A 13,453-nucleotide genomic window follows, 5' to 3' on the forward strand; every position below is an offset into this window, starting at 1 on the left:
TTTACTACAGTCGCCCCTACAGGGCTCCGTATGAACATTGCATAATTCACAGCACTAACGTACTGTGCTATTAAAGTCAGGGCTCCGCCCTTCATTTATATTGCATCATCCGTGTCCAGTTGAGGTGTTTGTAATTAACCAAGTCAAAAGTGATTAAGTCAAATTTCAAAAGTAAAATAACACTCTGATTGATACTGTGGAGTGATAAGCTATCAGCTAAACAGTCCTGGAGGGACGCCTGTAGCAGCATAGTACGTAAGTGCTATGTGTTTGGCAATATGTACACAAGTCCCGGAGGGACGTCTGTGGTTAATGGAGGATAGTTATAGCTTGACAGGAATAATAGTTGCAAACCTGGCCAAATCATACATAAATAAAAAGCGAAGCCTTTCGACCTCGCTTTTCTTTATTTTGATTTGTTATCGTTTATAGGTGGCAATTAAACTACTGCCTTCTGCCTAATAAACTAACAAACTCATATCTACTTTCTAATCTGCGCACCTAACTGATGTTCGTAGGTCGACATTAGCTTATTCATAATCTTATCAATCTGCTTATCTTTCAGCGTTGCATTTTCATCCTGAAGAATAAAGCTAACTGCATACGATTTTTTGCCTTCACCCAGTTTTTCGCCTTCAAACACATCAAATAACGAAACGCTTTTCAATAGTTTTTTCTCTGTTTTAAGGGCAATTTGTTTCACCTGAGCAAACTTTACATCTTTGTTTAATACCAAAGCCAAGTCGCGTTTTACTTCTGGGAATTTCGAAATCTCTTTATAGATAATCTCTTTCTTGGCGCTTTTCTTCAATAGCATATCCCAGTCGATTTCGGCATAGTAAACCGGTGCATCAATATCAAATGCTTTTAATAATTTACCATTCACCGTACCGAATTCAATAACCGTTTTTCCGGCAGCGTATGCTAAACCATCACCCAATAAATCAGAAGTAGAATCTTCTTCTTTAAAATCATCAAAGGTTAACCCTAAACGAACCAAAATGTTTTCAATCTGATTTTTTAAATCGAAGAAGCTGGTAGCTTGTTCAGGTGTATTCCAGTTGGTTTGAGCTTTGTTTCCGGTAAGGAACATAGCTAAACGCTGACCTTCGTTATAGTTGTTTACATCGGTTTTTTCTGTTCCGGCTTTATAGAAATAACAATTTCCGAACTCGAAAAATTTCAAATCGGTATTTCTACGATTGCGGTTGTGCTGAATGGATTCCAAACCTCCAAAAAGCAATGTCTGACGCATACCGTTTAGGTCATTACTTAATGGGTTAGCCAATTCAACCACCTGATTGCGTGGATAGCTCTCCAATGCCTCGTAATAATCAGCTTTGGTTAATGAGTTACACATTATTTCATTGTATCCAACCGACATTAATTGGTTGGCAATACGTGTTTTTACTTTATGATCATCCGGCTTTTGCGAATACACAATAGTACTATGCACGGTACTTGGCATTTCAATGTTGTTGTATCCGTAAATACGCAAGATGTCTTCAATTACATCTGCTTCGCGCTGTACATCCACACGGTATGGAGGTATCAATAGGCTTAAACCTTCTGCAGTTTCTTCTGTAATCTCCATCTCCAAAGCCGTAACGATCGCTTTAATTCTGTCGGCACCTAAATCTTTACCAATTAGGCGTTCAACATTCTTATAACTGATGGCTACTTCGAATGGTTGAACCGGAGAAGGGTAGATGTCGGTTACTTCGCTGGAGATGGTTCCGCCAGCTACTTCTTTAATCAATAAAGCAGCACGTTTAAGTGCATAAACTGTAATATTTGGATCAATACCACGTTCGAAACGGAAGCTGGCATCAGTACTTAAAGTATGACGTTTAGCTGTTTTTCGAACCCAAACAGGATTGAAATAAGCACTCTCTAAAAATACTTTAGTAGTTGATTCGCTTACACCGCTTTTGCTACCTCCAAACACACCGGCAATACACATGCCTTCTTCAGCATTACAAATCATCAGGTCTTTGTCTGATAACTCACGTTTTACTTCGTCCAGCGTTTCAAACTCGGCACCATCGTCCAGTGTTTTAACAATCACCTTATCGCCGGTAATGGCTCCGTCAAATGCGTGTAAGGGCTGACCTAATTCGTGTAATACAAAATTGGTGACATCTACTATATTGTTAATCGGACTTAAACCGATTGCTTTTAAGCGTTTTTGTAACCACTCTGGCGATTCTGCAACTTTAACATCGCTGATGGTTACACCGCAGTAACGAGGACAAGCCTCATTGTTTTCAACGGTTACGTCAACCGGAAAATTATTATTATCAATCTTAAAATCGTCAACCGATGGAAGAGTTAGTTCAACAGCTTCGCCACTTTGTTTAAGATAAGCAGCTAAGTCACGTGCAACACCATAATGCGATGCAGCATCTACACGGTTAGGTGTTAGGTCTACCTCAAAAACAATGTCGTTTTCAATATTGAAATAATCTTTGGCCAAAGTACCTACCTGAACATTGGCAGGAAGTACCATTATTCCATCATGACTTGAACCTAAACCTATTTCGTCTTCGGCACAAATCATACCTTCAGATGCTTCGCCGCGCATTTTAGCTTTCTTAATCTTAAAGCTATCATCACCATCATACAAAACTGTTCCAACAGTAGCTACAACAACTTTTTGGCCGGCTGCCACATTAGGGGCACCACAAACAATTGGAAGTGGTTCTTCACCACCAACGTTAACCGTTGTAACACTTAGTTTGTCAGCATTAGGGTGTTTGCTGCAAGTTAATACTTCACCAATCACCAATCCTTCCAATCCACCTTTGACAGACTGAATTTCTTCAACGCTTCCAATTTCTAATCCTATGTCGGTTAATATTTCAGAAACTTTCTCAGGCGCTAAATCAATGTTTAAATAATTTTTTAGCCAGTTGTATGAAATGTTCATATGATAATAATTTTCTCTCGTTAATTTTCGTAAATCGGTAATTGTGAGTTAGTATCGTTGTGTGTCGATAGTTGAACTCGTTACCACAAAACCGATTGTTTTTTTAACAGCCAACAAAAGTAATGATTTTGATTTCTGATTACTAATAATGAAGCTGATTTATGTATAAATGACGGAAGACCGGAGACGGAAGATATATTGATTATTATTCTTATAATAGAATTCGCGTTGAATAGTATCAAACAAAACTTTCATTGGTTTATTGAAAAATTACGAATTGAAAATTAATGTCTGTCTTCGGTCTTCCGTCTTATTTAGGATGTTTTTCTGGTAGTCTTTTGTAGCTATTTTAACAATACATATCTTTGAAGACTAAAGAAAATAGAATAATGCAAAAAGCTTCGGACGGAAAGCCCTTAATATTGGTTACCAATGACGATGGTATTAAGGCAGGTGGTTTAGTAGCATTGGTAAATATGTTAACCGAGCTGGGTGATGTGGTGGTGGTAGCACCAAATCAGTCGTATTCAGGTATGTCGCATGCCATAACGGTCAATCATCCGTTATATGCCAAAAAGGTTAGGGAAAAGAAACACCTAACAGTTTACAAGGTTAACGGCACTCCTGTTGATTGTGTGAAATTAGCCATCAATCAATTGCTAGAAAAAAAGCCGGATCTGGTTGTTTCAGGTATAAACCATGGATCTAACTCCAGTATTAGCTTACATTATTCCGGAACGTTGGGAGCAGCTCGTGAAGGAGCGTTAAGTCAGGTTCCGTCCATTGGTTTATCATTGTTGGATTATAGTTACGAAGCCGATTTTTCAGAAGCTGTTGTTTACGCTCGAAAAGTAGTTGAAAAAGTTCTGCAAAACGGTTTACCTGCAGGTTCTTATTTAAACGTAAACGTGCCGGAAGTATCTCCTTTAAAAGGTTTGAAAGTGGTGCGTCAGGCGAATGGTAAGTGGGTTGAAGATTTTATTGAACGAACTGACCCGCGTGGCAGAACCTATTATTGGTTAACCGGTCGTTTCGAAAATCTGGAGCCCGATGCAACAGATACCGATGAATACGCACTGTCGCAAGGATATGTGTCTCTTGTTCCTTGTCATCTTGATTCAACTGATCATGAATTGATTCCTCAACTGAAAGAATATGAATTGTAAATGCAATAAGTTGATAATTGGACTAATTGTGGGCCTTGTAGTGCCTGTATTAATGTCAGTATTGTTATATCATTCACTATATCATGGCGAAAAAACATACTGGCCTTTTTTGCACGAACTGGTCCGCATGGGTAATATTGGAAAATTATTAAGTATAAGCGTTCTGCCAAATCTTATCATCTTTTTTATTGCTGTTAATAAAGAGCGTTTGCTGGCAGCCAGAGGAATAGTAACAGCAACATTGGTTTACGCTGTTGTTGTCATCATTTTTAAATTTATGTTGTAAACCTATCATACAAAGATATAATACATGCGATATTATTTAATTGCAGGTGAGGCTTCGGGCGATTTACATGCCTCAAACTTAATGAAAGCCTTTAAAGAAAAGGATCAAGAGGCTGAATTTAGATATTGGGGTGGCGATTTAATGGAAGCGCAGGGGGGTACTCTGGTGCGTCATTATAAAGATACTGCTGTGATGGGGGCCTGGGATGTACTGATGAACCTTGGCAAGATCAAAGAGAATTTTGCTTTGTGCCAGAAGGATTTGATGGAATACAATCCGGATGTATTAATATTGGTCGACTACGCTGGATTTAACTTACGCATGGCTAAATTCGCTCATCAGCATAACATATTGGTTTATTATTATATCTCACCAAAGGTATGGGCCTGGAATCAAAGTCGCGTTAAGAAAATAAAAGCATCTGTAGATCGTATGTTTACCATTCTTCCATTTGAAAAGAAGTTTTTTGAAGAACATGGAGTGGATGTAAAATACAGTGGTAATCCGGTTTTGGATGCCATACATAATCGCCCTAATAAAGAGGAGTCCTTCCAAACTTTTATTGAACGAAATCAGTTGGATGAAAGACCCAAAGTAGCCTTGTTGGCTGGTAGTAGGATGGGGGAGATTAATTACAATCTGCCCGATATGCTAAAAATGGTTGAGAAATTTCCGCAATATCAGTTTGTCATTGCAGGAGCTCCTTCTTTTTCAAAGGATGATTATCAACCTTTTATTGAAGGAATGGATGTGGCTGTGGTGAGTAGTCAAACCTACGAATTAGTCCAGAATTCCAGGGCGGCATTGGTTACCTCCGGGACTGCAACGCTGGAAACAGCCTTGTTAAACTGTCCACAAGTAGTTTGTTATAAAATGTGGGGTGGTGGATTTACCGATTTTGTTGCGAAAAAGATATTGATTAAGGTTGCCTATATTTCGTTAGTCAATCTAATACTCGATAAAGAGGCAGTTAAAGAGTTGTTTCAAAAAGCTTTTAGCCTTGAGAAGCTTGAAAATGAATTAAGTGCTTTGCTAGAAGATTCACCGCAACGAAAGCAAATGTTGTTAGATTACGTAGAACTGCACCGTATTATGGGTGGTCCCGGTTCCAGCATGAAAACAGCTACTTTAATGTTAGAATCATTGAAAATAGATAAAGAAAAATAGAAAGATGACGGCAATATTAAAACGCGAGATTTCTTCCTTTTTCAGTTCCATAACCGGAGCTCTAGTGGTTTCTGTATTTTTGTTGATTACTGGTTTATTTATCTGGGTAATTCCGGGTGATTTAAATCTGATATTTGGTGAATATGCCACTCTGGAATCTTTGTTTTATCTGGCACCATGGGTGTATTTGTTTCTGGTACCTGCAGTGACGATGAGATTGTTTGCCGATGAAAAAAAGGCGGGTACGCTTGATTTATTATTGACACGACCTATCTCTACTTTTCAGATTGTATGGGCTAAGTTTTTGGCAGGGTTAGTGGTTGTAATTATTAGCTTACTACCAACCTTTATCTATTTTTATTCGGTTTACCAGTTAGGAAATCCTGTTGGAAATATTGATATGGGAGGCACCTGGGGATCATATATAGGATTATTCTTTTTGGCAACCATTTACGTTGCAATTGGTACTTTTTCATCAGCCTTGAGCGATAATCAGGTAGTTGCTTTTGTTATTGCCGTTGTGTTGAGCTTTATTTTTTATACTGGTTTTGATTCCATCTCATCAATACAAGGACTGAAAGGTATTTCAGAAATGATTCGTCAGTTGGGCATTGATGCTCATTATAGTTCGTTGAGCAGAGGAGTGGTTGATTCACGCGATGTGATTTATTTCCTCTCTGTGGTATTTGCCTTTTTATATTTCACAAAAATGAAATTATCAACCAAGAAAAACTAACATCTAACGAAATTGAATAACCAATGAAATTCAGTATAAAAGCCATTTCTCAAATACTTATTTTAATTGCCAGTTTGGTAATTGTTAATTTTATTGCATCAAAGTGGTTTTTTCGTTTGGATTTAACTTCTGAGAAACGACATACCCTTTCTTCAACATCGGTTAATTTTCTCGAAGAACTTCCTTCCGAAGTTTTGGTGAAAGTTTATTTAACTGGAGACCTGAATGTAGGATTTCAGAAACTGTCGAAGGCGTCACGGGAAATGTTGGAGGAGTTTCAGAGTGTGGCAGATAGTAAAGTAGACTTTCGTTTTATTGACCCGAATGAAGGTATTGAAAAAGAAAAGAAGGCATTGCTGGAACAATTACGAGAATATGGTTTTGAGGCTCAGCCAGTTTTTGAAAATGCCGAAGACGGACGTCAGATTCAATCATATGTTTTTCCGTATGCATTAGTCAATTTTGAGGATCGAATTATAGGGGTTAATCTTTTGGAGAATATTCCAGGTTATGGTGGTGCTGAGAACTTAAATATTTCTATTGAAAGCCTTGAATACAAATTTACAGATGCCTTGCGTAGGTTAACATCAAACGAAAAACCAAAAGTAGCTTTTCTGGAAGGTCATGGTGAACTGGATGAGTTGGATGTAATTGAAGCTACTGATGCGCTTTCGCATTATTACCAGGTTGATCGGGGACGTTTAGGTACGGATGTTGAAATTCTGAATGACTATAAAGCTGTTATAATTGCAAAACCGTCTAAGAAATTTTCTGAAAAAGATAAGTTTATATTAGATCAGTACATGATGAACGGTGGTCGTTTGTTATATCTGATTGATGCCGTTAATATAACACTCGATACTTTAAGAAAAGAACCTCAAACCCTTGGTTTGTATAACGATGTTAATCTGGATGATCAATTGTTCAAATACGGCATCAGAGTGAATCCTGTTTTAGTAGAAGATATTCAGGCGGGAAGAATTCTGATTAATGCCCAACCTGATGGACAACCTAAATTGGTTCCGGTGCCTTGGTTGTACAGTCCTTTGCTTATTCCATCATCAAATCACCCGGTAAGTCGTAATATTAACTTTGTGCGAGGTGATTTTACCTGTACCATCGATACGGTTGGTACAGATCTGAATTTGAAACGAACAGTATTGCTTCATACTTCGCGTTATACTAAAGTTAATGGTACGCCTGTTTTGGTAAGTATGGCCGATTTTAATAAAAAGCCTGTTCAGTCGGAATTTAATCAATCAAATATGCCAGCGGCTATTATGCAGGAAGGAGTTTTTCCTTCTGTATTTCAAAATAGACAAATTCCCAGGGAGTTGAATTACTCATCTTCAAAAGTAAAAGATAGCAGCGTACCAACACGCATGATGGTTATAGCCGATGGGGATATTATTCGAAATAATGTGCGATTTAAAGAGAGTAATCCACGAATTAGTCCATTGGGTTATGATGAAGGCTCTCAACAGATTTATGGTAACAAAGATTTTATTGTTAATGCCGTTAATTATTTGTGCGATGATGATGGATGGATGCAATTGCGTGGCCGACATTTAACACTGCGACTTCTTGACAGGGCCAGGTTATCTCAAGGAACAACTGGTTGGAAATGGGTGAATGTAGCAATACCTGTTCTATTAGTCGTAATTGGTAGTTTGGTGTTTATTATTATTCGGAAAAAAAGGTTCGGAAAATAGCTTTATCTGGAGTTTTTAATAACTCTCAGATTTTGTTAAAAACTTATGAAAAAAGAATATCGAAGTATCTTTTCAGGTGTGCGTATTTTAGTATCTTTCGGCTTGGAATCAGATATGAATAAAAGATTTTATTAATCTGTCTAATTATCTGTTTTTTTGATATATTTGATAAAAACTTAAATATTAGAATAAATGAAATTTGTAGTTTCCAGTACAGACTTACTTTCGCACCTACAGGCTATTAGTCGTGTAATAAGTAACAAAAGTACTTTACCTATCCTCGATAATTTTTTATTCGACTTAAAAGATGGCAAGCTGGTATTAACAGCTTCAGATTTAGAAGTAACAATGGTAACTTCATTGGATCTGGAAAATTCAGAAGGGGAAGGTATTATTGCTTTACCTTCACGTATTTTGCTGGAAACGCTGAAGAAATTTCCTGAACAACCATTGAACTTCGATATTAACATGGAAAATTTTGCCGTTGATATCGTTACCGAAAAAGGTAAATTTAGTGTGGTTGGGCAAAATGGTGAAGACTTTCCAGAGTTGCCGGAATTGGATGCAGATAAGAGTTCAAACCTTCAGGTTCCCGTTGACTTGCTTCAGGTGGGTATCAATAAAACATTATTTGCCACAGCCGACGATGAGCTTCGTCCGGTGATGAATGGTATTTTGGTTGAGTTGTCACAAGAGAGTATGACATTCGTAGCTTCCGACTCGCATAAGTTGGTTCGTTATCGTCGTTTGGATGCCAAAACTGAGTTTGAAGCATCTTTTATCTTGCCTAAAAAACCAGCCGGATTATTAAAGAACGTATTGCCGAAAGAATCAGGCGATGTTGTTGTTGAATTTGACGATAAAAACGCATTCTTTACTTTGCCTAACTATAAGTTGGTATGTCGTTTGGTTGAGGGCAATTACCCAAGTTATAACGCCGTAATTCCACAAGATAATCCATATAAAGTAATTATTGATCGAAGCGAATTTCATAATACCTTAGGTCGTGTTTCTATCTTCTCTAATCAGGCAAGTAACCTGGTTAAGTTGAAGATGTCGAATAACGAATTAACGGTTTCGGCACAGGATATCGATTTTAGTATTTCTGCTTATGAACGTATTAGCTGTCAGTATGAAGGTGATGAAATGGAAATTGGGTTTAAATCAGGTTTCTTAGCTGATATTTTAGATAACCTTAATTCGTCAGATGTTATTTTAGAATTATCAGATCCATCTCGTGCCGGTATTTTACTACCTTTTGAGAATGGTGAAAACGAAGAAGAATTAATGCTTCTGATGCCAATGATGATTAACGTGTAATTGAAACATCATTCAATATATACAATCCGCTTCTTCTAAAGGAGCGGATTTTTTTTGCGAGCTCTATTACTATTTTAACTTTTCTTTAACTATGTTTAACCCAACATTAACCGAAAACATTTTATCTGTTTCATAAATTTGAATTATCAAAATGAGTTATTAACTGAGAATTAATTAAACAAAAATGAAACGGTTTGGATTATTAATGCTAGTTGCAGTTTTTACGAGTGCGCTATCTATTGGTACATTCAATGTTTTAAAAGTGCAAAGTAAACGCATAACAGATACTGAATTAGTTTCTTCTACTTCTACTTCTTCACAAGGAGCTATTTCCAGTTTTAACAAACAAGGGGATGTTGTTGCGCCGGATTCTGAAGATATTTCGGTAAATGAAACTTTAGATGAAGGTCATTTTTCATCATTACAGCAGGCTTTTTATTGTTGTTATCATCAACAGGATTATCTCAAATCCTTTCATACCTGTTTCGATAATCATCCTTTTAGCGATATCTATCGCTCTTCGGTATAGTAGAATCAACCCGATTTACATATCATTTCAAGTATTGTATTTAGGATAAGTTTTGTTTAACCTTTTAACGTTTAAAGCTATGTTAGAATGTTGTAAAACTGTTTTGAATGGTGTTCATGCAGATAAGTTTTTGTTTCGCAAAGAGCTTATTAAATCACTCTCGTGGCTAAATGCCAAAGATCAACAAGAACTTCAGACTTGGGTGCGCAATCATTTCTATAGCGAACATGCAGATGTAATTGAAGAGATATTAAATACCAAGTACAATTTTGCTTCATAATTAAGTCTTGATTAGTATGTGCTGTTAATAGACAGTGCATGCTGTAAAGATGATCTTCTTATCCTAATGGGATCATAAATGCTGATGATTATTCCAAGGGGTAATTATGTCCGTATGTTAATGAATTCTTGTGCTAAATCGACTGAAAATCAATTCTGTCAATAGACAAATCCTATTTTATTAATTAAAATCTTTTAAGGAGAGTTAAAATGAAAAATTTTCACTTCTATCTAAAACTGATGCTGGTATTAGTATTAATGTTGCCCATCCAACAAATCATTTCGGCATCCAACATTAATGTTGAATTATACACACCGTTTACAAAGGTGTCGGTTGCGCCCGGAAGTACCGTGAATTACAAGATAGATGTAATCAATAACGGGGATCAAACAGTAAATGAAAATATAGGTATTAGAAGTATTCCCCGCTCGTGGACACACACGCTTACAGCGAGTGGATTAAATGTAAATAAGGTTGCCGTCTTAGGGAATGAGAAGAAAACGCTTGATTTGAAGGTGGAAGTTCCATTTAAAGTTCGTAAGGGGTATTATACTTTTTATGCTAAAATGGGCGATGAGGTGAGTTTACCTTTAACGATTAATGTTACTACAGCCGGTTCAAACGAAACTCAGTTAAGCTGCGAGCAAAAAAACATGGAAGGAACATCTAAGTCAAATTTTAACTTTAGTGCTGTTCTAAAAAACAAAACACCCAACAAACAAAACTATGCTTTAATGGCATCTCCTCCCAAAGGATGGAAAGTGGTTATTAAGCCCAATCATAAGCAAGCTACGTCTACTGAAGTTGAGCCCAACGCAACCAAAACAATAACCTATGATGTGAAACCACCTTATAATGTAAAGGCAGGAACTTATAAAATACCTGTTCGTGCAGTGTCGGGATCTACATCAGCTGACATGGAGTTGGAAGTTGTAATAACCGGAACCTATGAAATGACATTTACTACCCCCAGTGGCTTGTTAAGTGCAAATACAACTGCCGGAGATGAAAAAAAAATAGAACTATTAGTTAAAAATACTGGTTCAACTCAACTAAAAGATATAGAATTATCTTCTGTCAAACCTAAAAACTGGGAAGTAACATTTGATAAAACAAAAATTGAAAGTCTGGAACCGGGAAAATCTTCAACAGTTTATGCAACTATCAAGGCTGGTAAGAAATCCATACCTGGAGATTATGTTACTAAAATAAAAGCCAAAACCTCAGAAGTAAATCACGAAATATCTTTCAGAGTAATGGTTAAAACACCCATGTTAATGGGGTGGTTAGGTATAGTTATTATTCTGTTAGCGGTTGGTGGAATTTGGTTCTTGATCAGAAAATTTGGCAGGAGGTAAGATATGGAGAATGCAGTGATCCAATTGAAAAATGTATCTAAGAAATACGGAGATTTCATGGCTGTTAATCAGTTGAATTTGTCTATTCAGCAAGGTGAGATCTTTGGCCTGTTAGGACCTAATGGAGCAGGAAAATCCACTACCATATTAATGCTGATGGGTTTGACAGAACCATGTGATGGAAGTGTTGAAGTTTGTGGAATTAATTCTACTACACATCCTATTGAAGTAAAACGAAAAGTTGGCTATTTGCCCGAAGATGTCGGCTTTTACGATGACTGGTCGGGGCTTGATAATTTGATTTACACAGCTCGCCTAAATGGTTTGGAGCCTAAAGAAGCAAAGGCTAGAGCTGCGGAGTTGATGGAACGTGTTGGTTTGGCTGATCAAAAGGATAAGAAAACCGGAAAATACTCAAAAGGTATGCGTCAACGATTAGGTCTGGCTGATGTGTTAATTAAAAATCCGGATGTTATCATTTTGGATGAGCCAACCACTGGTATTGATCCTAAAGGAGTGCAGGAGTTGTTAAACCTGATTGTAGAACTTAGAGATGAACACCAAATGACTGTTTTGTTTTCGTCGCATAACCTGCATCAGGTGCAACAAGTTTGCGACCGTGTAGGAATTTTTGTGGATGGTAAATTACTGGCAGAAGGAAATATTGAAGAATTATCAAAACAGCTTTTTACTCACGGAAAATACTTGATTGAGTTAGGGATTGATGCCAGTTTTAAGAATATTCCCGATGCTCAGGTGCTGGAAAATATGTTGACTTCCTTAGAAGGAATTCAATCGATAAAGAAAGAGGATGAATATTTCGAAATTGAGTGTTTAGCTGATATTTCTTCGGGTATAGCCAAGGCTGTTATGGATGCAGATTATAAGCTCAGATATCTAAATAAGAAGGAGTATGGTCTTGATGCTATCTATAATCGTTATTTCGAAGGAGGGGTGAGTCATGCATAAATCACAACGAATTACAAATCCGTTTTGGGTAATGGTTAGTAAAGAAATTTCGGACTCGGTTCGGAGTTGGAAATTTTTAATAATGGTGGCTATTGTTTTGCTAACTTGTTTGGGAGCATTATATGCTTCGTTAAGCGACTTTGGGGAAGCCATAAAAGGGGGAACTGCAGATGATGATTTTTTCTTCCTGAAATTATTTACTCATTCAAATGGCTCATTACCATCATATATTGTGTTTATTAGTTTTTTAGGTCCTTTGTTGGGGATTAGTATGGGGTTTGATTGTGTAAATTCGGAACAAAACAAGGGAACCTTGAGTCGGGTTTTAGCTCAGCCTATTTATCGTGACTATGTAATAAACACCAAGTTTACGGCTGCACTTATGGTGTTGAGTTCACTATTTCTGGCTCTTGGTTTCCTTGTTTTGGGTTTCGGATTAATCTTTTTGGGAATCCCACCAACAGCAGATGAGTTTTTGCGCATACTGGTCTTTTCGGTTATAAGCATTGTATATGTTGCTTTCTGGCTTAATTTATCAATTCTGTTTTCGGTTAAATTCAGACAAACAGCCACTTCAGCACTAGCTGGAATTTCAGTGTGGTTATTCTTTACAATCTTTTACAATATAATAGTCAACTTAATAGCAAAGGGGCTTGCTCCGGCACGTTTTGTCAATGAGAATCAGGTTGTGAAATTTCAGGGGTTTATTCAAAATTTGATGCGTTTTAATCCCGGTCAGTTGTTTAACGATGCAACAACCACCTTGTTAAGGCCATCTATCAGAAGTTTGGGACCATTAACTACGGAACAAACTATTGGAGCTATTCCAAGTCCGTTGCCGCTAGATCAAAGTCTGATGTTGGTTTGGCCGCAGGTAACAGTATTGATTGGAGGAACCATCTTATTTTTCGCAATCGCATATACCATGTTTATACGTCGTGAGATTCGTTCACGGTAGCAACAGAATAAAACTCATATAAGAAACTATATAAACTCAAATT

Annotated in this window: 12 protein-coding genes; 11 read left to right on the forward strand and 1 reads right to left on the reverse strand. The window is 37.2% G+C overall.

All coding sequences use genetic code 11. The annotated features are described in order from the left end of the window. Positions 1-481: 481 nt before the first annotated feature. Positions 482-2,929: a phenylalanine--tRNA ligase subunit beta gene (gene pheT / locus KEM10_RS10000; RefSeq protein ID WP_212215844.1), complete on the reverse strand. Its 2,448-nt coding sequence runs from the start codon at positions 2,927-2,929 to the stop codon at positions 482-484. Positions 2,930-3,318: 389 nt separating this feature from the next. Here pheT and surE point away from each other — a divergent pair, with 389 nt between their 5' ends. The 11 genes from surE (at position 3,319) to KEM10_RS10050 (ending at position 13,410) form a co-directional block, all read left to right on the forward strand. Next, positions 3,319-4,095 carry a 5'/3'-nucleotidase SurE gene (gene surE, locus KEM10_RS10005; protein WP_244825733.1) on the forward strand — a complete coding sequence of 259 codons (777 nt, stop codon included), beginning with the start codon at positions 3,319-3,321 and terminating at the stop codon, positions 4,093-4,095. Next, positions 4,085-4,381 carry a hypothetical protein gene (locus KEM10_RS10010; RefSeq protein ID WP_212215845.1) on the forward strand — a complete coding sequence of 99 codons (297 nt, stop codon included), beginning with the start codon at positions 4,085-4,087 and terminating at the stop codon, positions 4,379-4,381. The genes surE and KEM10_RS10010 overlap by 11 nt, the downstream gene beginning before the upstream one ends. Before the next feature lie 24 nt (positions 4,382-4,405). Then, positions 4,406-5,548: a lipid-A-disaccharide synthase gene (lpxB, locus tag KEM10_RS10015; RefSeq protein ID WP_212215846.1), complete on the forward strand. Its 1,143-nt coding sequence runs from the start codon at positions 4,406-4,408 to the stop codon at positions 5,546-5,548. A 4-nt stretch (positions 5,549-5,552) separates the two neighbouring features. Beyond that, positions 5,553-6,284, forward strand: a complete 732-nt coding sequence (gldF, locus tag KEM10_RS24270) for a gliding motility-associated ABC transporter permease subunit GldF (RefSeq protein ID WP_244825735.1) — start codon at positions 5,553-5,555, stop codon at positions 6,282-6,284. A gap of 23 nt (positions 6,285-6,307) precedes the next feature. After that, positions 6,308-7,996 carry a gliding motility-associated ABC transporter substrate-binding protein GldG gene (gldG, locus tag KEM10_RS10020; RefSeq protein WP_244825737.1) on the forward strand — a complete coding sequence of 563 codons (1,689 nt, stop codon included), beginning with the start codon at positions 6,308-6,310 and terminating at the stop codon, positions 7,994-7,996. 192 nt (positions 7,997-8,188) lie between these two features. Beyond that, on the forward strand, positions 8,189-9,316 hold the full coding sequence (dnaN, locus tag KEM10_RS10025; protein WP_212215847.1) for a DNA polymerase III subunit beta: 1,128 nt from the start codon (positions 8,189-8,191) through the stop codon (positions 9,314-9,316). Between the two features lie 184 nt (positions 9,317-9,500). After that, positions 9,501-9,845, forward strand: a complete 345-nt coding sequence (locus tag KEM10_RS10030) for a hypothetical protein (RefSeq protein ID WP_212215848.1) — start codon at positions 9,501-9,503, stop codon at positions 9,843-9,845. A 79-nt stretch (positions 9,846-9,924) separates the two neighbouring features. After that, positions 9,925-10,125 (forward strand): hypothetical protein, encoded by a 201-nt coding sequence (locus KEM10_RS10035; protein ID WP_212215849.1) that lies wholly within the window; start codon positions 9,925-9,927, stop codon positions 10,123-10,125. Positions 10,126-10,334: 209 nt separating this feature from the next. Beyond that, positions 10,335-11,483 carry a COG1470 family protein gene (locus tag KEM10_RS10040; protein ID WP_212215850.1) on the forward strand — a complete coding sequence of 383 codons (1,149 nt, stop codon included), beginning with the start codon at positions 10,335-10,337 and terminating at the stop codon, positions 11,481-11,483. A 3-nt stretch (positions 11,484-11,486) separates the two neighbouring features. Next, the gene (locus tag KEM10_RS10045; RefSeq protein ID WP_212215851.1) at positions 11,487-12,452 is read left to right on the forward strand and encodes an ABC transporter ATP-binding protein; all 966 of its coding nucleotides are present in this window, start codon (positions 11,487-11,489) and stop codon (positions 12,450-12,452) included. Further along, positions 12,445-13,410, forward strand: a complete 966-nt coding sequence (locus KEM10_RS10050) for an ABC transporter permease (protein WP_212215852.1) — start codon at positions 12,445-12,447, stop codon at positions 13,408-13,410. The genes KEM10_RS10045 and KEM10_RS10050 overlap by 8 nt, the downstream gene beginning before the upstream one ends. Positions 13,411-13,453 lie beyond the last annotated feature (43 nt).

This window comes from Carboxylicivirga linearis, from assembly GCF_018271995.1.
Lineage (GTDB): Bacteria > Bacteroidota > Bacteroidia > Bacteroidales > Marinilabiliaceae > Carboxylicivirga > Carboxylicivirga linearis.

What these genes read in the sequence shown, in the direction of transcription:
- pheT (WP_212215844.1), bottom strand. Translation starts at nt 2,929, where the DNA reads ATGAACATTTCATACAACTGGCTAAAAAATTATTTAAACATTGATTTA.
- surE (WP_244825733.1), top strand. Translation starts at nt 3,319, where the DNA reads ATGCAAAAAGCTTCGGACGGAAAGCCCTTAATATTGGTTACCAATGAC.
- KEM10_RS10010 (WP_212215845.1), top strand. Translation starts at nt 4,085, where the DNA reads ATGAATTGTAAATGCAATAAGTTGATAATTGGACTAATTGTGGGCCTT.
- lpxB (WP_212215846.1), top strand. Translation starts at nt 4,406, where the DNA reads ATGCGATATTATTTAATTGCAGGTGAGGCTTCGGGCGATTTACATGCC.
- gldF (WP_244825735.1), top strand. Translation starts at nt 5,553, where the DNA reads ATGACGGCAATATTAAAACGCGAGATTTCTTCCTTTTTCAGTTCCATA.
- gldG (WP_244825737.1), top strand. Translation starts at nt 6,308, where the DNA reads ATGAAATTCAGTATAAAAGCCATTTCTCAAATACTTATTTTAATTGCC.
- dnaN (WP_212215847.1), top strand. Translation starts at nt 8,189, where the DNA reads ATGAAATTTGTAGTTTCCAGTACAGACTTACTTTCGCACCTACAGGCT.
- KEM10_RS10030 (WP_212215848.1), top strand. Translation starts at nt 9,501, where the DNA reads ATGAAACGGTTTGGATTATTAATGCTAGTTGCAGTTTTTACGAGTGCG.
- KEM10_RS10035 (WP_212215849.1), top strand. Translation starts at nt 9,925, where the DNA reads ATGTTAGAATGTTGTAAAACTGTTTTGAATGGTGTTCATGCAGATAAG.
- KEM10_RS10040 (WP_212215850.1), top strand. Translation starts at nt 10,335, where the DNA reads ATGAAAAATTTTCACTTCTATCTAAAACTGATGCTGGTATTAGTATTA.
- KEM10_RS10045 (WP_212215851.1), top strand. Translation starts at nt 11,487, where the DNA reads ATGGAGAATGCAGTGATCCAATTGAAAAATGTATCTAAGAAATACGGA.
- KEM10_RS10050 (WP_212215852.1), top strand. Translation starts at nt 12,445, where the DNA reads ATGCATAAATCACAACGAATTACAAATCCGTTTTGGGTAATGGTTAGT.